The sequence below is a fragment of the Nocardia sp. NPDC058633 genome (genome assembly GCF_042717045.1).
Lineage (GTDB): Bacteria > Actinomycetota > Actinomycetes > Mycobacteriales > Mycobacteriaceae > Nocardia.
Genome location: NZ_JBHXRA010000029.1, coordinates 1 through 18,824, shown reverse-complemented (window position 1 = coordinate 18,824; position 18,824 = coordinate 1). Strand labels below are relative to the sequence as shown.

Below are 18,824 nucleotides of genomic sequence, written 5' to 3'. Positions count from 1 at the left end.
ATGGGCATCAAGGTGTCACTCGAGCACCGCACGGCATACTCCTTCGATCGTCTCGTCGAGGTGCATCCGCATGAAGTGCGGTTGCGTCCCGCACCGCATTCGCGGACCCCGATCGAGGCGTACTCCCTCGAGGTGACTCCCGCCGAGCACTTCGTCAACTGGCAGCAGGACGCGTTCGGCAATTTCGTTGCCCGCCTGGTGTTTCCGAATCCGACGAAGGAGTTGTCGATCACCGTGGGGTTGATCGCCGACCTCGAGGTCGTCAACCCGTTCGACTTCTTCATCGAGGATTACGCCGAGTACTTCCCGTTCGAGTACGACACCGCGCTCGCCGAGGATCTCGCGCCCTATCTGCGGCGCGTCGACGAGGCGGGTCCGGGCAGTGGCCCGGGGGAGTTGCTGCGCGAGTGGGCGCGAGCGCACCGGCCGCAGGGCCCGACCCGGGCCATCGACTATCTCGTCGAACTCAACTACGCGCTGCGCAACGCGGTCGACTACACCGTGCGGATGGAGGCGGGCGTGCAGACGCCCGACCACACTCTGCGCACCGCGCTCGGATCCTGCCGCGACTCGGCCTGGTTGCTGGTGGGCGTGCTGCGTGAGCTGGGGCTGGCCGCCCGCTTCGTCTCCGGCTACCTGGTCCAGCTCACCTCGGATGTGCCGTCGCTGGACGGTCCGTCGGGCCCCACCGCCGACTTCACCGACCTGCACGCCTGGACCGAGGTGTATCTGCCCGGCGCGGGCTGGGTCGGGATGGACCCCACTTCCGGCCTGTTCGCGGGCGAAGGCCACATTCCGCTGGCCGCCACCCCGCACCCCGGCGCCGCGGCCCCGATCACCGGGGCGACCGGGATCACCGAGGCCACCCTCGATTTCAGCAATGTGGTGCGCCGGATCCACGAGGACCCGCGAGTTACGCTGCCCTACACAGGTTCCCAATGGGAACGCATCATTGCCTCCGGTGCCGCGATCGACGCGCGGATGGCAGCGGCCGATGTGGGGCTCACCATGGGTGGGGAGCCGACCTTCGTCTCCATCGACGACCAGGTCAGCGCCCAGTGGACGACCGACGCCGACGGCAGGCACAAACGTGAGCGCGCCGTCGACCTCGCCGATCGCCTCCGCTCGATCTACGCGCCGACCGGCATCGTGCAGTATCGCCAGGGCAAGTGGTACCCCGGAGAACCGTTGCCCCGCTGGGAGATCGCGATCGCGTGGCGGGCCGACGGCGAGCCGATCTGGCAGCGGCAGGACCTGCTCACCGATCCGTGGACGCCGGTCGCGCAGCACACACCGTTGGCTGACGTTGCCGTCGAAACGACCGGGCCGTCCCATGCGAACGGCTACGCGCCGGCCGGTGCCGAGGTCGCGTCCGCGGTGGTCGCGCTGGGGTTGGCCGACGAATCAGGTGTCGACGCGGCTGATGAGGTGTCCGGGCCGGACGACGCGCTGTCGGTGCTCGCCGCGGATCCTCCCGCCGATACCGGCGCCGCCGACCTGGTCGACATGGTCGCGGTCTTCGACGTGCGTCGTCGGATCCGCGGTGACGAAATCGCCGCCGCAGTAGTCGCGTTGGGGCTTGCCGAAGACGAGCCCGTGCGCGGTGAGCCGAGCATCGACGGAGCCGAAGACGACTGTGGCGATGACGGCCATCTCGCCGAGGTGGCGGAGCCCGCTGTCGACGCGGGTGATCTCGAGGTGGTGGAGTTCGACGACGGACCTGCGCTGATCGAGGAACCCGTCGAGTTGGTCGCCGCCGAACACCGCCGTGCCGCGGAGAGCCAGCAGGCCTGCGCCGACGCCGGCGGCAACGCTCGCCCGGTGCAGCAGGAGAAGGTGTCGAAGACGTCGGTCCCGGCAGCCGAGAAGGCCAGGCCGGAACCGCGAAAACCACCGGCGAAGAAGAAGTCTCGCGGTAGTCGGCACCGGGATTCGGTCGGCTCGCCGCAGTCGGCCTACCCGCACATCCAGCTGACCCGCTCGCAGCCGAACAACGCGGCCGCCGGGGTGATCCCCGATCGCCTGCCCGCTGCCGACATCAGTGCGGCCAAGGCGTTGATCGCTGAGATCGCAGGCACCCTGCGGTTGCCGCAAGGTCAGGTGCGGCCCGCTTTCGAGGACCCGTTGGCGCGGTTGGCCGCGACAGTGAACGCGCCGTACGGGGATCCGCCGCCCGCCGATATCGACCCAGCCGAGGACTCACCCGAGGTGCGGCGGGTGTTGCTCGAGAGCCTGGAGGAGTCGGTCGATCAGCCGTCGGCGTATGTGCTGCCGCTTCATCGGCGGGCCGACGGCGCGGGTTGGGCCAGTGCCGACTGGCAGCTGCGCCGTGGCCGAGCCGAGGACGGACGCGGCCGGATCGTGTTGGCCGACGGTGATTCTCCTGCCGGACTTCGCCTTCCGATCGGGTCGGTGTCCTGGCACGCGCCGCCGATCCTGCCCGACAGCGACCCGCTCTACCAGCAACCGTTGCGTGCGGGACGGGCCGAGCCGCCCGCCGCGGTGGAACCCGCCGACTTCACCCCGACGACAGCGCTGGTCGCCGAGGTCCGGCAGGGGCGCCTGCACGTGTTCCTGCCGCCGGTCACCGAGCTCGACGATTTCCTCGACCTGATCGCCAAGGTCGAAGCGGCGGCGGTGGCGATCGGGCAGCCGGTGGTGCTCGAGGGCTACGCACCGCCGAGTGACGCGCGGCTGCACACGTTCTCGGTGACGCCCGACCCGGGCGTGATCGAGGTGAACATCATGCCGACCAGCTCCTTCGCCGAGCAGGCGCAGGTGTTGAACACCCTCTACGAGCAGGCCAGGCTCGCCCGGCTGAGCACCGAGTCCTTCGACGTGGACGGCACACACGGCGGCACCGGCGGCGGCAATCACATCACCCTCGGCGGGGTCACCCCGGCGCGGTCGCCGCTGCTGCGCCGCCCCGACCTGCTGGTTTCCATGCTCACCTACTGGCAGCGTCATCCGGCGCTGTCGTATCTGTTCGCGGGTCGCTTCGTCGGTCCCACCTCGCAGGCGTCCCGCGCGGACGAGGGTCGCGAAGGCGCGCTCTACGAACTCGAGATCGCCTTCGCCGAGGTCGCCAGGCTCACCGCCGAGCAAGCTCCCGGTCCCACACCGTACGAAATCCAGTCGGCCCCTTGGCATATCGACCGAGCGCTGCGCCATCTGCTCACCGATCTCACCGGCAACACCCACCGCGCCGAGTTCTGCATCGACAAGCTGTACAGCCCCGATTCGGCGCGCGGCCGTCTCGGCCTGCTGGAATTGCGCGGCTTCGAGATGCCGCCGCATTTCCAGATGGCGATGGTGCAGTCGTTGCTGGTGCGCGGCCTGGTCGCGATGTTCTGGGACAAGCCGCTGCGCGCACCGCTGATCCGTCACGGGGCCAACCTGCACGGCCGCTACCTGCTGCCGCACTTCCTGATGAACGACATCGCCGAGGTCGCCGCCGACCTGCGTGCGGCGGGCGTGGACTTCGACACCGCCTGGCTCGACCCGTTCACCGAGTTCCGTTTCCCTCGCATCGGCACCGCGATGATCGGCGAGGCGGAGCTGGAACTGCGCGGCGCGATCGAACCGTGGCTCACCCTCGGTGAACAAACCACAGGTCAGGGCACCGCTCGCTACGTCGACTCGTCGGTGGAACGGCTCCAGGTGCGCCTGGTCGGCGCCGACCGCGGTCGCTACGTCCTGACCTGCAACGGCATGCCGGTCCCGCTGCTGGCCACCGATAAATCCGATGTGCAGGTGGCAGGCGTGCGCTACCGCGCCTGGCAGCCGCCGAACTCGCTGCACCCCTCGATCACCGTCGACGCCCCGCTGGTATTCGACCTGGTAGATGTCGCGACGGGTATCTCCCGCGGCGGCTGCACCTACCATGTCGTGCACCCCGGTGGCCGCGCCTACGACGACGCACCCGTCAATGCCGTTGCCGCGCAGTCTCGCCGAAACCGGCGCTTCGAGGCCGCCGGACATACGGTGAACCCGATGGATCCCGCCGAACTCCGTGCGAAAATCGCGGCACAGGCGACCGATGTCGGCGCACCGGGCATCCTGGACCTACGCCGCGCGCGAACAGTGTGGGGCCGATGATGGGGAGGATCCGAAACTGCGGCACCGAAGTTCGGTAGCTCTGGGTTTTGCGGCCGTCCCGATCCTGGAGTGACGGAGGCAGCGCAGCGACTGACCGGAGGAGGGAAGAATCGGGACAATCGGGGCCGCAAAACCTCGCGGCGCCGGCCGCAAATAGACACAGGAGGCTCGGTGGCTCAGCGCGACGATGCGCAGCGGGGCGGGAATGGGCGGGGATCGGGCGTGCGCGCTCAGGTCGCCGAGCAGTTCGCGCGGTATCGGGCCGACAGCTCGGCGGGTGCGCGCTTCGACGAGTGCGGCAGGCCGACCACGGGCTACTACGACGAGCTGGTCGACGGGCGCGGACGCGTGCGGTCGATGTGGTCGGAGCTGTCGGCGGACTTCATCGATCAGGGCGTGGGCGGGATCGATCGGATCGATCACCGGGTGCGCAGGCAGATCGAGGACGACGGCGTCACCTACACCGAGGTCGGCCTCGGCGGCGATGACGACACCGCGATACCGCAACCGTGGCGCCTCGACCCGATTCCGCTGCTGGTTTCCGCCGAGGACTGGACCCGTCTGGAAACCGGGCTGGTGCAGCGATCGCTGGTACTCGACGAGGTACTCACCGACGTATACGGTCCGCGCCGGCTGCTGAACTCCGGTCTGCTCCCGCCGGAGGTGGTGTTCGGCAGTACCGGGTATGTGCGGGCCGCGCACGGCATCACGATCCCCGGCACCCACCAGCTGTTCCTGCACGCCTGCGACATCAGCCGGTGGAGCGACGGGCAGTTCCGGGTGCTGGCCGACTGGGCGCAGGCCCCCTCTGGCGCCGGGTACGCCCTGGCCGACCGTCGGGTGGTGGCTTCGGCCATTCCCGAAGCTTTCGAGCACGCCGGGCCGCGTCCGCTCAGCCCGTTCGCGCGGGCCATGCGGTTGATGCTCGAGGAAGCGGCGCCGGAGCTGGCCGACGGGGAAGAGCCGGTCGTTGTCGTGCTCAGCCCGGGTTCGCATTCCGAAACCGCTTTCGACCAGGCCTATCTCGCGCAGATGCTCGGGTTTCCGCTGGTCGAGAGCTCCGATCTGGTGGTACGCGACGGGGCGCTGTGGATGCGCTCGCTCGGCAGCTTGGAGCGGGTCGATGTGGTGTTGCGCCGCGTCGACGCGGAATTCTCCGACCCGCTGGATCTGCGGCCCGACTCGCGGCTCGGTGTGGTCGGGTTGGTCGAGGTGCTGCGCCGCGGGGCGGTGACGGTGGTCAACACCCTCGGTAGCGGCCTGCTGGAATCGCCCGCGCTGAGCCCGTTCCTGCCGCGAATCGCCCGCTCGGTGCTCGGCGAGGATCTGCTGCTCGACGCCACCCCTGCCTACTGGGGTGGCGACGACACCGAGCGCGCACACCTGGTATCGCACATCGGAGACCTGGTTATTCGCTCGGCAGTCGACGGTTCGACGATCTTCGGGCCGAGCTTGTCCGCGGCCGAGCGTGCCGACCTCGGCGCCCGGATCGAGGCCGAGCGGTGGAAGTGGGTCGGGCAGGAGCCCGCCGAGTTCTCGGTCGCGCCCGCGGTCGACGGCCCGGCGGGGTTGGCCCCCGCGCCGGTGGGCATGCGGCTGTTCTCGCTGGCCCGGCGGGGCGGATACACGGCGATGTCGGGTGGCCTCGGCCAGCAGCGCATGCGGCTGGAACCCACCCGCAGCGTGATCAAGGTGGCCGCCAAGGACGTGTGGGTCCGCGCGGCCCCGGCCACCGTGCCCGCGGTGAGCGCCGAAGCGCCGCCGGAGGAACGGTTGCGCAGGGCGGTACCGGTCGTCGAGGCGATCAGCTCACCGCGTGTGCTCAACGACCTGTTCTGGATGGGCCGCTACAGCGAACGCGCGGAGTCGGTGGTGCGCCTGCTCGCCGCCACCCACGACGTCTACCAGGACTACCGCTACCGACCATGGCTCGACGGCGCCGAGGCCCTGCCGATCCTCATGCGCGCCCTGTCGATCACCACGGGCACTGCCGCCCCACCGTCGGTGCTGCCCAACGGAATCGGTCATTCGGCGCCGTTGGCGACTGTGCGCTCGGTTGATACCCGGGCCGCGGAGACTTCGGACGCAGTTGGGGAACAGCGTGATTCGTCGATCCGCGCCGAGGCTGCGGCCGGCGGCACGGAGGGCGCGCCGCGCGACTCGTCGGACAATGTGGAGCCACCCGGAGTCGCTGTATCACAGCGAGAGTCGGTACCGGAAACGTTGACTCAACAGCCCGGTACGCCGGGTGCACCCGCAGCACCCGCTGGCACGTTCGGTGCTCCCGGCGCGGCCGGTGTTCCCGGTGCGGCCGGTGCAGACGGTGCAGACGGTGCGGCCGGTGCAGACGGTGCGGCCGGTGCAGACGGTGCGGCCGGTGCGGCCGGGCGGTCGGAGGATCCGGGCGGGTCCGCATCGGACCGGACGGAGTCGGCCGAGCAGGGTCGACTTGCGGCGCGGGATCAGTCCCGATCGGAGTCGGCAGCGCGCGACGCCGACGATCACGCGGTGGAGGCGCCGTGGGAGCGGGCGGGGACCAGCGCGCTGGCTCGCGCGTTGCGTACCACCGGTGTCACGCCCGATCGTGGGGCGGAGCCGGTGCCAGAGCCGGACCCGGTTGTCGTGCGATCGCGGCAATCGCAGGGTCAGTTCACCCATCGCGCGATGGATTCCAGTGGGCTGGAAGGGGTAGCCGCGCCGAGGGCGGTCGCCGGAGCCTCCGCGGAGGGGTTCCAGTACCTGGCCTCGCTCACCGGCGATCGTGAGCTGGCCGGGTCGTTGTCGTACGCGGTGGATCACTACGGGTCCGCCGCGCGGGCGGTACGCGATCAGCTTTCGGGTGATACCTGGATGATCGTCGGTGCTGTCGATCGCGCGCTGGCCGAATTCCGCGGAGCCAGTACCGAACAGGAGACGGCGCTGTCGGCGGTGCATTCGCTGACGCTGGCGGCGTTGCTGTCGCTGTCGGGGATCGGCGCGGAGTCGCTGGTGCGCGACACCGGCTGGTACGTCATGGACATCGGCAAGCGGATCGAGCGTGGGCTCGCGGTGACATCGCTGCTCAATGCCGCGCTCGGGCGCAAGAGTTCGGCCGAAGCGCAGGGAGTGGTCGCGGAGGCGGTGCTCACCGCGACCGAGTCGGCGGTGAGTTATCGCCGCCGTCACCGTGGTTCGGCACGCGTGGCCGCGCTGGCGGGACTGCTGCTGTTCGACGCGGGCAATCCGCGTTCGCTGATCTATCAGCTAGACCGCCTCGAAGCCGACTTCCAGGCGCTGCCGGGCGGTTCCGGCGCCTCGCGTTCACAGCGGCTGCTCACCGATGCTCAGCGCATGCTGCGCCGCGTCGACCCGGCCGACCTGGAACACACCGACGACAACGGTGTGCGGACCGAGCTGGTGGAACTACTGGAGGGGGTGCACTTGCGACTGCGCAAGCTGGCCGAATCGTTCGAAGCCACCAAACTCACTGTCCCGATGGGTATTCAGCCTCTCTGGGGCAACACGAGGCTGGTCGGATGAGCGCACGATCGGCGGCAGTACCCGGTGCCGACGGCGACCACGGGACGGTCGGATGACCCGGCGATACATGGTGGTGCACCGCACCACCTACAGCTATTCCGACGAGGTGACCAGTTCGTACGGTCGCGCGTATCTCACTCCGCGCGAATGCCCGGGTCAGCACCTGCTCGAACACGAGATCTATATCGACCCGGTGCCCTCGGACCGCTCGGTGGGCACCGATGTCTACGGCAACACCACGACGTATTTCCATGTGACCGCCGAGCATCGCAACCTCGAGGTGACCGGTGAGTCCCTGGTCGACGTCGACGGCGAACACCCGGCGAGCATGCCGGGTGTCGACATGGCGTGGGAGTCGGCGCGGCCGAGCACCGCCACCGGCCCCCTCGCCGTCGAATTCACCCTCGACCTGCTCCCACCCGAGATCACGCCCGACGTCGTCGACTACGCCGCGCGGAGTTTCCCACCGGGCAGGCCACTGCTCGAAGCGGTGACCGAACTGAACACCCGCATCCACGACGACTTCCAGTATCGATCCGGCTCCACCACGGTGAGCACCAGGGTGGCCGACGTGTTCGCCGCCCGCGAAGGCGTGTGCCAGGACTTCGCCCGGATCGGCGCGGCCTGCCTGCGTTCACAGGGCCTGGCTGCCCGCTACGTCTCCGGTTACCTGGCCACCGATCCGCCTCCGGGAAAGGAACGGATGGTCGGCGTCGACGCCACCCACGCCTGGGCCGCGGTCTGGCTGCCCGGTACCGACGACACCGATCGCACCGGCCGCTGGATCGCCTTCGACCCCACCAACGACCAGTTCGCCGACGAGCGGTACGTGACGGTCGCCTGGGGCCGCGACTACCAGGACGTTCCGCCGCTGCGTGGCATCATCTACACCGATGCCAGGCAGTCCACAATCAAGGTGTCGGTCGATGTAGCCCCGGTGGAGGTGTAGTCCGTGCGTGATTTCGTCTGTCCGAATTGTGGCCAGCAGCTGGCTTTCGAGAACTCGGTCTGCCTGTCCTGCCGCAGCGCCTTGGGGTTGAGCCTGAGCGAGCGGTCGCTGGTGGTCATCGGCGACCCGCCGGGCGACGAGGCGGTCGATCACGCGGCGGGCGTCGTCGACAGTTATCGTTTCCGCCTGTGCGACAACCTGCATGTGGCGCAGTGCAATTGGCTCGTCGACCTCGACGCCTCGGGTCCGGCGCTGTGTGTGTCGTGTCGGCTCACCCGGACCAGGCCCAACGATTCCGACACCGACGGCCTGGCCGCGTTCGCCGAGGCCGAGGCGGCGAAACGACGGCTGATCTTCGAGCTGGTCGAGCTGGGTCTGCCGATCGTCGGCCGTGACGAGGATCCCGAGCACGGGCTCGCCTTCGATCTGCTGTCCAGCCGCACCAAGGACGTGCTCACCGGCCATATCAACGGGGTGATCACCCTGGATCTGGCCGAGGCGGACGACCCGCACCGCGAGCAGTTGCGCATCGAGATGGCCGAGCCGTACCGCACGCTGCTCGGTCACTTCCGGCACGAGATCGGGCACTACTACTTCCCCGTGCTGGTCGCCGACGACGGCGCGCTGCAACGTTTTCGCGATCTGTTCGGCGATCCGTTCGCCGACTACCAGGCGGCGCTGGACCGCCACTACTCCCAGGGTGCGCCCAGCGGCTGGAACAGCGACTACGTCTCCTCCTACGCCACCATGCACGCCGCCGAGGACTGGGCCGAAACCTTCGCCCACTACCTGCACATCCGCGACACCCTCGACACCGCGGCGGCCTTCGGCCTCGCCCCCGCCGGTGCGACCCTGGATCGCCCACAGATCGGTCGCGCCGGGTTCGACAAGATCATCGAGCTCTGGCTGCCGCTGACCTGGTCGCTGAACATGGTCAACCGCTCGATGGGCCGCGACGACCTGTACCCCTTCGTGCTGCCCGAGCGGGTGCTGGAGAAGATGCGCTTCGTCCACGAGCTGTGCGCCGGCAGTCACGCGCCCCTCCCCGAGGGCGCCGCGCCGCCGATGTGACGCCTCGGCGATTTCGCTGCGACGGGCGTCACATCTGGCTACGCTGCGAGCTTGAGACCGGTGCGTCTCAATCCGGTCGGTACCTCGGCTCGGACTGCTCGACGAGAAGTGTGTGGCTATGAACTCTCCGCTGGTATCCGTCGGTCTGCCGTTGGCGCTGGCGGTGATCATGTTCGGCCTCGGGCTCTCGCTCACCGGCGCCGACTTCGCCCGCATCGCGAAGACACCGCGCATCGTCGCCATCGCGTTGGCCTGTCAATTGCTGGTGCTGCCGGTGATCGCGTTCGGGCTGGTGCTGCTGTTCGATCTGTCGCCGATTCTGGCGGTGGGCATGATGTTGCTCGCCGCGTCGCCGGGCGGGACGACCGCGAACCTGTTCAGCCACCTGTTCCGCGGCGATGTGGCGCTGAATGTGTCACTGACCGCGGTCAATTCGATCATCGCGGTCGTCACGGTGCCGCTGGTGACGAACTTCGCCATCGGCTACTTCGAGCCGTCCGGTGAGGACGGTTCCGTCGGTCTGCAGTTGAGCAAGGTGATCCAGGTGTTCGCCATCGTGCTGATTCCGGTCGGCCTCGGCATGCTGGTGCGCCGCTGGTCGGCGGAGTTCGCGAACCGGATGGACAAGCCGGTGCGGATCGGGTCGGCGATCACGCTGCTGCTGGTGATCGTGGGCACCATCGTCAGCGAGCGCGAGACGCTGACCAACTCCCTCGCCGACGTCGGCGCCATCACCGTCGTGTTCTGCCTGATCAGCCTGTCGGTCGGCTACTACCTGCCGCACCTGCTCGGCGTCGCCGACCGCCAGGCCATCGCCTGCTCGTTCGAGGTCGGCATCCACAACAGCACGATCGCCATCACCATCGCGATCAGCGTGCTCGACAGCACCGAAATGGCCATCCCCGCAGCCGTGTACGGCGTGCTGATGTTCCCGCTGGCCGCCCTCGTGGGCTGGCTCATCACCCGTCGGCAGGTGCGCTCCGAGGTCGCCGCCGAGTGAGTCGGGCGGGCTGCTGTGGGGTGACGAGCAGAATCGTCTTGCGCCGGTCTGCGTCATAGCAGGGAGCGTGGCGGAACAGTTCGATATTCACGACGCCAAGACGAACCTGTCGCGCATCATCGAGCGGGTGGAGCAGGGGGAGGAATTCGACCGAATCCTGGTCGCCCAGGCTCGTTGTGAGGAGCTGACTCTGGTCACCCGCGACCCGTATTGCCTCCGGTACGAGGTCGATTCGCTGCGCTGCTGACTCAGGCGCGCAGGCGCTCCTTGCGGAGCCGGTCCACCTCGGGGAGGTCGAGGGGAGCCAGGTCGGTGGCGGGGATGCCGAGGGCCTTGGCGATGAGGAGGTCGGCCAGTTCGGGGTTGCGGGCCAGGGCGGGGCCGTGCAGGTAGGTGCCGAAGACCGAGCCCTGCACCACGCCCTCGGTGCCGTCACCCACGCCGTTGCCGACACCGCGGGTCACGCGGGCGAGCGGGGTGGCATCCGAACCCAGAGTCGTTCCGCCGCGGTGGTTCTCGAACCCGGAAAGGGGAGCCTTCAGCCCGGGCACCAGGGGCGTGGTGGTCACCTCGCCGATGGAGCGCACCTTTTGGGGCGAGGTGGTGACGTCGAAAAGGCTGACGCCGTCCACCTTTTCGCCCGCCGAGGTCTCGTACCAGTTGCCGAGCACCTGGATGGCGGCACAGATGGCGAGGACGGGGGCGCCCTTGGCGGCGGCCTGCTGGAGGCCGGGGTACTTCTGCAGGTGGCGAGTGGCCAGGCGTTGCGCGGAGTCTTCCGCGCCGCCCAGGGTGTAGATGTCGAAGGAATCCGGGACCGGATCGGCGAGGGTGATGTCGATGACCTCGGCGTCGTAGCCCCGCATGCGCAGGCGTTGGCGCAGGACCAGGGCGTTGCCGCCGTCGCCGTAGGTGCCCATCACGTCGGGCAGGACGAGGCCGATACGGATCGTCGACTCGCTCACACTGTGTCCTCTCGGCATGCTCGGGCGCCCGCCGTGGTCACGCGGGTTGCCTCCTCCGGGCGCTGACCGATCATGCCATGGCCTCCAGGTCGCGGTTGAGATCGCGGAACGCGGTGTAGTTGGCCAGCACCTCGACGTGTCCGGCGGGGCAGGAGGCGATGGCGCGCACGGGATCCGGGATGAGCGTGTGCTCGACGCCGGCGTAGGTGAGGCGCACGGCGAGGTCGGTGGCGCGTTCGCCCGAGGCGACCACCTGCACACCTTCGAAGTGCTCGAAGCGCACGTCCCACAGCCAGGACAGATCCTCGCCGTCGGGCACCTGGCCGTTCACTGCGATCACCAGACCGGCCGAGGACGGCTCGATCATCGACAGCGCTTCCTGCCAGCCCGCGGGGTTCTTGGCCAGCAGCAGCCGCGCATCGTGGTCGCCGACGGTGACGGTGCGGTAGCGGCCCGCGATCTCACGCACGGTGCCGGTGGCATCGGTCGCCTTGACGGGCTCGGCGCCCATCGCCACCGCGGCGGCCACCGCTTGGGCCGCGTTGCCGCGGTTCGCGCGACCCGGCAGTGCCAGACGCAGGGGGGCGCGGAAACCGTCAGGGCCGCACAGATCTTCGCCCTCGAGCCACCACTGCGGTTGCGGGCGGTGGAAATCGGCGCCGGTGGAACGCCAGTTCTCGCCCTCCCAGACGATCGGCTCGCCGCTGCGCGGACAACTCGTCGCATCGACGGCCCAGCCGCTGCCTGCCGACACCCACACCACATTCGGATGGTCGTAGGCGATGGAGGCCACCAGCACGTCGTCACAGTTGGCGATGACGACCGCGTCGGGGTGACGCAGCAGCCCGGCACGCAGCTTGCGTTCGATCATGTTGATCTCGCCGACCCGGTCGAGCTGGTCGCGGCTGAGGTTGAGCAGCACCACGGCGGCGGGATCGAGCGCGTCGCTCACGTGCGGCAGGTGCAGCTCGTCGACCTCGATCGCGGCCAGTGCCACACCCGGGTGCAGGCTGAGCGCGGCCACGATGCCCGCGTCCATATTGGCGCCGTCGGCCTGGGTGGCGACCTCGCCGAGCGTGCCCAGCGCGGCGGTCGCCATCCGGGTGGTGGTCGACTTGCCGTTCGTGCCGGTGATCAGCACTGTTCGCCGACCGCGCCCGAGCTGCGTCATGATCGACGGATCGATCTTCAACGCGATCAGGCCGCCGATCATCGAACCCTTGCCGCGACCCGCCTTCTGCGAAGCCCACGACGCTGCCGCCGCTGCTCGCAAGGCCAAGCGCCCACGCACCGAGATGTCTGCCACGCCGCGAGTCTATGTGCGCGCTGTCCGGGCGCGCGTGCGGGAGCGGTGTGAGCTACGTCCGCATCAGGTCGGGTCGTCGAAAAGGTTGGGCAGACCCTGGGCATAGCGGTCGGCGTCGAGGATCCGCAGCGGCTCGAGCTCGGGGGTGCGGCGCAGGCGGAAACCGCGGCAGCGCTGCGCCGACGAGCCCGCCACGTCGAGTAGCGCGTTCACCGCGGCGCGGGCCGACTCGTTGGCGCCCTCCATCGTCGCCAGGTCGACATCGGTGCGCACGTAATCACCGGCGAGGAAAAGGTTCTCGATCGACCCGTGCGGCTCGGGACGGGCATCCCACGAGCCCGCGGTATTGATGAGCAACGGGTCGGCATTGGCGTTGCGACTGCCCTGCCAGGTGATGCCAGGATCGAGGAACCAGGAATGCACGTCGGCGGGGCGCAGTAATTGTTCGCGATCGTTGAGATGGCTGCTCAACTGCGCCCAGACTTCGCGGAAGATCTCCTCGTGGGTGCATTCGACAGCGGGTTTGCCGTAGAGCATCCCGGGTGAATTCCAGTCGGAAATGTCGACCGAGAGGCAATCGGCCACCGAGCCGTCGCCGAAGGACGGCAATTTTTCGGTCCACAACTGGTTCTGGCTGATCGAGGTGAGCGACCACGGCGAATCGATATAGGCCGTGTGCCCGCGCGAGATATGCAGTGGCACACGGAAATAGATTTGTAGTCCGTTCATCCAATCGACGAAGAGCCGTTCCGTCGCGGCGAGTTCGGGAGCCACGGCGAGCACCTGCGACGACCACAGTTTCCTGGCCTGTTCCACCGGCAGCGCCACCACGAAATAGTCGGCGTCGACGGTGCGCGCGCCACCGGCGTCGGTGATCCGGGCAGCGTGGATGCGCCGGTCGCGCACCACCAGTTCCGAAACCCGCGCACCGAGTTCGAAGCGCACACCGAGGCCACGCAGGTGCCGAACCCACGGGTCGATCCAGGCGATATTGGTCGCGTTGTCGAGCACCCGGTCCAGACCGCCGTCGTTGCCGACGCCGAGCGGGTTGCCGAGGAACTGTTCGCCCATGCTGCCGATGGTGCGGGTACTGGCCAGGTTCTCCTTGGCGGCGACCATGATCGACGTCAGCGATCTGGACACGACCGCGCGGAACTCGCGGGAACGCTCGTGCCCGCGCACGAATTCGTGCCAGGAGGTGTGCTCCCACTGACCGAATCGGCGGGCCTGGCAGCTGGTGTTGAACACCATCAGGCGATTCGCGAAGAACAGCCCTTCCTCGGGCGACATCCTGGAGGCGGTGGTGATGGCGCCCACCAGGGATTCCCGGATCGAATCCGGGGTCCTCGGCGTGGTGGCGCTGTCGCCGGACAGGGCGAGCACGATGTCGTCGCCGTCGCGGCGGGAGAACTTGGCCTCCGGCACGGTGATGAGGTTGTTCCACACGCCGTCGGCATTGTCGGCGAACGGAATTCGGCGCATCGTGTCGGGCAGATTCTGATAAAAGCCGGGGAAGAAGCGGAACCCGTGCTCGCCGGGCAGATCGGGCCTGCCGCCGCGGCCGGTGCCGGGCACGCCGACACTGCGCGCCTTGCCGCCCAGCGCCCGCGCCTCGTACACGGTGACCTCGAACCCGCGCTCGGCCAGTTCATGGGCGGCGGTCAGCCCGGCGACGCCGCCGCCGAACACGGCGACCCGACGGCTGGGGGGCGCGGCAGAACTCGGCGCTCCCGCCACGGCCCCCGCCGATATCACCCCCGCTGCGACCGTGCCACGAAGAAGGTTCCTCCGCGAAACGGGCCACCGCTGTTCCGCCATACGTTGTCCAGCTGCCTTGCTCGAGTATTGCTTGCGATTTGCTACCACTCTAGAGCGCGGCGAAGACCTGGCTGTATCGACCTGTGCGTCGTTCGCGAGCTCAAAACCGACCGGTCGCACGGAAACGCATCGGGCGACCGGTCACATGCTAGCCAGCGCTCGCGCGATCGTGGGTTGAAATCGCGCTCAGGCTCGCGCCAATTCGGGAGTGGGGGCGGGCGACGGGGTCGCGGCGAGACCCCGGCCGGTGGTCGCCGCGAAGGCACCCGCGATCACGACCACCCCGCCGATCAGCACGGCCACCGACGGCTGCTCGTCGAGGACCACCCAGGCCGCGGCGATGCCGACGACCGGCACGAGCAGCGACAACGGCGCCACCGTACCCGCGGGGTAGCGGCTCATCAGGTAGGTCCACAGGCCCGAACCGCACACCGTCGCGAGGACGGCGATGTAGGCGAGAGCCCCCAGCGCGGGCAGACCGTCGGCGGAGAACGCGGCGCCGATCGCGCGCAAGCCCGTTCCAGGCCCCTCGACAGCCATCGACAGCGCCAACATCGGCAACACGGGAACCACCGACATCCACAACGTCAGGTGCAGCGGGTTGTAGCCGGGGGAGTCGGCACCGGCCTGGCGGGCGCCGATATTGCCGAATGCCCAGCCGAGGCCGCCCGCCAGCGTCAGCAGTACCGGGAGCAGGGTGGCGTTGGCCATCCGGTCGGCGCCGATGATCACCATGCCGAGCACGGCGACCGCGAGTCCGGCGACCTGTACCGGCCGCAACCGCTCGCGCAGCAGTACCGCGCCGAGCACCACCGTGAACGGTGCGGACGACTGCAGCACCAGGGAGGCGAGCCCGGTCGGCATGCCGGTGCGCATCGCCGTGAACAGGAACGCGAACTGCAGGATGCCGAAGCCGGTGCCGTAGAGCAGCAGCCAGCGTGTGCGCACGGCGGGACGCGGGATGAAGATCAGCACGGGGATCGCGATCACGGCGAAGCGCAGTGCGACGAAGAAGAACGGCGGGAAGTGGTCGAGGCCGATGCGGATGGCCAGGAAGTTCAGGCCCCAGAGCACGACGACAGTCAGTCCGAGCAGGCGGTCACGGGAGGTCACGCCCCTATCGTGCGAGCCGCTAACGATCAGCACAATCGAATAAATGTGGACGAATAGCGTAGTTTTACTTCATGTTCTCGATCGAGAGATTGCGGATTCTGCGCGAGTTGGCCGACCGCGGCACGGTCGCCGCCGTCGCCGAGGTGCTGTCGATGACACCGTCGGCGGTGTCGCAGCAGTTGAAGGTGTTGGCCAGAGAAGCCGGGGTCGCGCTGCTCGAACCGGACGGGCGACGGGTGCGGCTCACCGACGCGGGGCAGGCGCTGGTGTTGCGAGCCGACGACGTACTCGCCGCGATGGAGCGAGCCGTCGCCGAGATGGCCCACTATCGGGGTTCCCCCCGCGGCCAGGTGCGGGTGGCGTCGTTCCCGTCCGGTGCCGCGTTGCTGCTGCCGCCCGTGCTCGCCGCACTGGCCGCCACCGGGGTCGAGTTGGTCGCCGGTGACGAGGATCTGCCGCCGAGTGAGGCGTCGAAACTGCTGGCCGACTACGACATCGTGCTCACCCACCGCGACGAACGCGCGCCCTCGCTGTCCGGGCCGCGGCTGTCGGCGCGGGTGCTGATGCGTGAACCGATCGATGTCGTCGTCGCGCGCGATCATCCGCTGGCCGGGCGCGCTTCGGTGCGTCCGGAGGAACTCGCCGACGAGACCTGGGTGAGCGTGCGCGGTGGGTTCCCGGTCGACGACGTGCTCGAGTCCATCGCCACCGTCACCGGGGTGCGGCCACGGATCGCGCAGCGGCTCAACGAGTTCCGAGTGATCGAAACGCTCGTCGTCTCCGGCTACGGTGTGGCGCTGATGCCGCGCTACGCCGTCGCCCACGCCGACCTGTCGGTGCTACCGCTGGCCGGGGTCCGTGCCGCTCGGATCTACGAGATCATCACCCGCCCGCAGGCGCACCGCAGCCCCGCGATCGCCACGGTGCTCGACGCGTTCGAGGCCGCGGCACGCGATGTGGTCGCACGGTGACACACCGCTCGTCGCTCGGCGGGTAGGCCGCTCGGTGGCCGCCTACCCCCAGCGATGCGCAGCGACAACAGAATTCGGTACTACGTCAGAACTGGCCCGGCTGGTACTGCTGGCCCGGGTAGGGCTGGCCCGGCTGATACGGCTGCTGCATCTGCTGCTGCTGTTGACCGTGGTAGCTGAAATCGTCGGCGACCATAGCGGCCAGTTCGAGCAGGGCCCGACGGGTCGGCTTGCTGACCAGTTCGAGGTCGATCTCGGCGCCCTCGGCCAGGTGATCGTCGAACGGGACGATCTGCACGGCCCTGGTGCGGTCGAGGAACAACTTGCGCAGCTGGTCCAGGTCGACCGTGGAAGCGCCACGCCGCGAGGCGTTCACGACGACGACGGTGCGTTCGACCAGCTTGGAGTAGCCGTGGTGATCGAGCCAGTCCAGCGTCGCCGAGGCGCTGCGCGCGCCGTCGATGGCGGGGGAGGTGACCAGCACCAGCGAGCTCGCCATGTCGAGCACACCCGACATCGCCGAGTGCATCAGACCGGTGCCGCAGTCGGTGAGAATGATGTTGTAGAACGACTGCAGGATGCCGATGGCCTTGCGGTAGTCGGCCTCGCTGAAAGCCTCCGACACGGCCGGATCCTGCTCGGAAGCAAGCACTTCCAGCCGACTCGGAGCCTGTGAGGTGTGCGCCCGCACATCCGAGTAGCGGGTGATCTGCTGATCTTCGAGCAGGTTGCGCACCGTCGAGCGGGTTTGACGCGGCACCCGGTGGGCGAGGGTGCCCAGGTCGGGGTTGGCGTCGATCGCGATGACGCGATCACCGCGCTGCGAGGCGAAGGTGGAGCCGAGACCGACCGTGGTGGTGGTCTTGCCGACGCCGCCCTTGAGCGAGAGGATCGCGATCCGGTAATCGCCGCGCACGGGCTGGTTGACCCGCTCACCGAGATCGCGGTAGACGACATCGGCCGCCGACTCACCCGGATTGATCACACCGCCGGACACCTTGTGCACAGCCTTGCGCCATCCGCTGCGCGGCGACTTGCGCGCCCGCTTGAGCAGATTCAGGTCGTTGACCGAATGGCCGGGCTGGCCGGGCCCCTGCATGTGCTGCGGCTGGAACGGCTGCTGCTGGGGCGGGCCGCCTGCCCACTGCTGACCGGGCGGCGGACCCGGCTGGCCCAGCTGGCCGGGAAACTGACCCGGTTGACCGGGGAACTGTCCTGGCTGCTCAGGCTGCTGACCCGGGGGCATCCCACCCGGCATCGGCTGCTGGTACATCGGCGGCGGCGGGGGCGCCCAGCTGTAGATGGGCTCGGACTGCGGCCCCTGCTCCTGGGCGGGGAACTGCTGCTGCTGTTCGGGACCGGGATACGGCTGGCCCTCGGCACCCGGATACTGCGGCGGCATACCGGGATGCGGCTGCTCGCCGGTCGCGTGCGGTCCGGGGTAGGGCTGTTCGGCGCCCGGCTGATTCGGCAGCCACGGTTGCTCACCCGGCTGCCCTGGCTGACCCGGCCAAGGTTGCTGCTGTTCGGGGCCGTTCACCATCGGCTGCGCGTCGTTGCTCTGGTACGGATCGGGCACCGAATACGGAGCGCCCTGCGCGAACTGGCCCGGCGGCGCGAAACCGGCCGGCTGGTAGACGGTCTGGTCGGCGAGGCCTGCCTGGCCGGGCTCGGCGACGGGCTGCTCACCGGTCGACGGATCGCTCGCCTCAGCGGTCGGCTCGGTGGTCGTGGCGGCGGGCTCGATGTCGTCCTCGGTCGCGGTCTGCACACCGGAGGGACCGGACGCAGCTTCGGACGCTTCAGCCGACGGACTCTGCAGCCACGGCGGCGAGGTCGGATTATGGTCGTTGTTGGTCACAGTTCCCCCACTTGCTCGCTGAACGAGCAGGAAAGCTCGGCGCTGAATATGCCCTAAAACGCTAACACGGTGTTTATTTGTGCGCTGGCGCGCACGTTGTCCGCGGCCCCGAGGGGCCGCCGGTCAGCCACCGTTGCTTGCTCCTTCGTCGCC

The 18,824-nt window shown here is 69.0% G+C and carries 12 protein-coding genes; 7 read left to right on the top strand and 5 right to left on the bottom strand.

The annotated features are described in order from the left end of the window. The 6 genes from ACFWUR_RS28300 (at position 1) to ACFWUR_RS28275 (ending at position 10,884) form a co-directional block, all read left to right on the top strand. A complete protein-coding gene (locus ACFWUR_RS28300; protein ID WP_378910878.1) occupies positions 1–4,098 on the top strand; it encodes a transglutaminase family protein in 4,098 nt (1,365 codons plus the stop codon). A 222-nt stretch (positions 4,099–4,320) separates the two neighbouring features. Beyond that, positions 4,321–7,617, top strand: coding sequence for a circularly permuted type 2 ATP-grasp protein (locus ACFWUR_RS28295; protein WP_378910876.1), 3,297 nt, complete (start codon positions 4,321–4,323; stop codon positions 7,615–7,617). Positions 7,618–7,669: 52 nt separating this feature from the next. Then, on the top strand, positions 7,670–8,566 hold the full coding sequence (locus tag ACFWUR_RS28290; RefSeq protein ID WP_378910875.1) for a transglutaminase N-terminal domain-containing protein: 897 nt from the start codon (positions 7,670–7,672) through the stop codon (positions 8,564–8,566). Between the two features lie 3 nt (positions 8,567–8,569). Beyond that, positions 8,570–9,637: a putative zinc-binding metallopeptidase gene (locus ACFWUR_RS28285; protein WP_378910874.1), complete on the top strand. Its 1,068-nt coding sequence runs from the start codon at positions 8,570–8,572 to the stop codon at positions 9,635–9,637. Positions 9,638–9,755: 118 nt separating this feature from the next. Then, on the top strand, positions 9,756–10,637 hold the full coding sequence (locus tag ACFWUR_RS28280; RefSeq protein ID WP_378910872.1) for a bile acid:sodium symporter family protein: 882 nt from the start codon (positions 9,756–9,758) through the stop codon (positions 10,635–10,637). 67 nt (positions 10,638–10,704) lie between these two features. After that, positions 10,705–10,884: a hypothetical protein gene (locus ACFWUR_RS28275; protein WP_378910870.1), complete on the top strand. Its 180-nt coding sequence runs from the start codon at positions 10,705–10,707 to the stop codon at positions 10,882–10,884. Between the two features lies 1 nt (position 10,885). Here ACFWUR_RS28275 and ACFWUR_RS28270 read toward each other — a convergent pair whose 3' ends face one another. The 4 genes from ACFWUR_RS28270 to ACFWUR_RS28255 all read right to left on the bottom strand — a co-directional run bounded on the left by ACFWUR_RS28270 (position 10,886) and on the right by ACFWUR_RS28255 (position 15,839). Continuing rightward, the gene (locus tag ACFWUR_RS28270) at positions 10,886–11,602 is read right to left on the bottom strand and encodes a type 1 glutamine amidotransferase (protein ID WP_378910868.1); all 717 of its coding nucleotides are present in this window, start codon (positions 11,600–11,602) and stop codon (positions 10,886–10,888) included. A 70-nt stretch (positions 11,603–11,672) separates the two neighbouring features. Beyond that, positions 11,673–12,908 carry a MurT ligase domain-containing protein gene (locus ACFWUR_RS28265; protein ID WP_378910866.1) on the bottom strand — a complete coding sequence of 412 codons (1,236 nt, stop codon included), beginning with the start codon at positions 12,906–12,908 and terminating at the stop codon, positions 11,673–11,675. Positions 12,909–12,971: 63 nt separating this feature from the next. Next, entirely contained in the window at positions 12,972–14,726 is a 1,755-nt protein-coding gene (locus tag ACFWUR_RS28260; RefSeq protein ID WP_378910865.1) for an FAD-dependent oxidoreductase, read from the bottom strand. 186 nt (positions 14,727–14,912) lie between these two features. Continuing rightward, entirely contained in the window at positions 14,913–15,839 is a 927-nt protein-coding gene (locus tag ACFWUR_RS28255; RefSeq protein ID WP_378910864.1) for an EamA family transporter, read from the bottom strand. A gap of 71 nt (positions 15,840–15,910) precedes the next feature. Here ACFWUR_RS28255 and ACFWUR_RS28250 point away from each other — a divergent pair, with 71 nt between their 5' ends. After that, positions 15,911–16,810 (top strand): LysR family transcriptional regulator, encoded by a 900-nt coding sequence (locus tag ACFWUR_RS28250; RefSeq protein WP_378910862.1) that lies wholly within the window; start codon positions 15,911–15,913, stop codon positions 16,808–16,810. A gap of 85 nt (positions 16,811–16,895) precedes the next feature. On the opposite strand, the gene ACFWUR_RS28245 is transcribed toward ACFWUR_RS28250, so the two are convergent. Continuing rightward, positions 16,896–18,353, bottom strand: a complete 1,458-nt coding sequence (locus tag ACFWUR_RS28245) for an AAA family ATPase (RefSeq protein WP_378910896.1) — start codon at positions 18,351–18,353, stop codon at positions 16,896–16,898. Positions 18,354–18,824: the final 471 nt, after the last annotated feature.

What these genes read in the sequence shown, in the direction of transcription:
- ACFWUR_RS28300 (WP_378910878.1), top strand. Translation starts at nt 1, where the DNA reads ATGGGCATCAAGGTGTCACTCGAGCACCGCACGGCATACTCCTTCGAT.
- ACFWUR_RS28290 (WP_378910875.1), top strand. Translation starts at nt 7,670, where the DNA reads ATGACCCGGCGATACATGGTGGTGCACCGCACCACCTACAGCTATTCC.
- ACFWUR_RS28280 (WP_378910872.1), top strand. Translation starts at nt 9,756, where the DNA reads ATGAACTCTCCGCTGGTATCCGTCGGTCTGCCGTTGGCGCTGGCGGTG.
- ACFWUR_RS28260 (WP_378910865.1), bottom strand. Translation starts at nt 14,726, where the DNA reads ATGGCGGAACAGCGGTGGCCCGTTTCGCGGAGGAACCTTCTTCGTGGC.
- ACFWUR_RS28250 (WP_378910862.1), top strand. Translation starts at nt 15,911, where the DNA reads ATGTTCTCGATCGAGAGATTGCGGATTCTGCGCGAGTTGGCCGACCGC.
- ACFWUR_RS28245 (WP_378910896.1), bottom strand. Translation starts at nt 18,353, where the DNA reads ATGGTGAACGGCCCCGAACAGCAGCAACCTTGGCCGGGTCAGCCAGGG.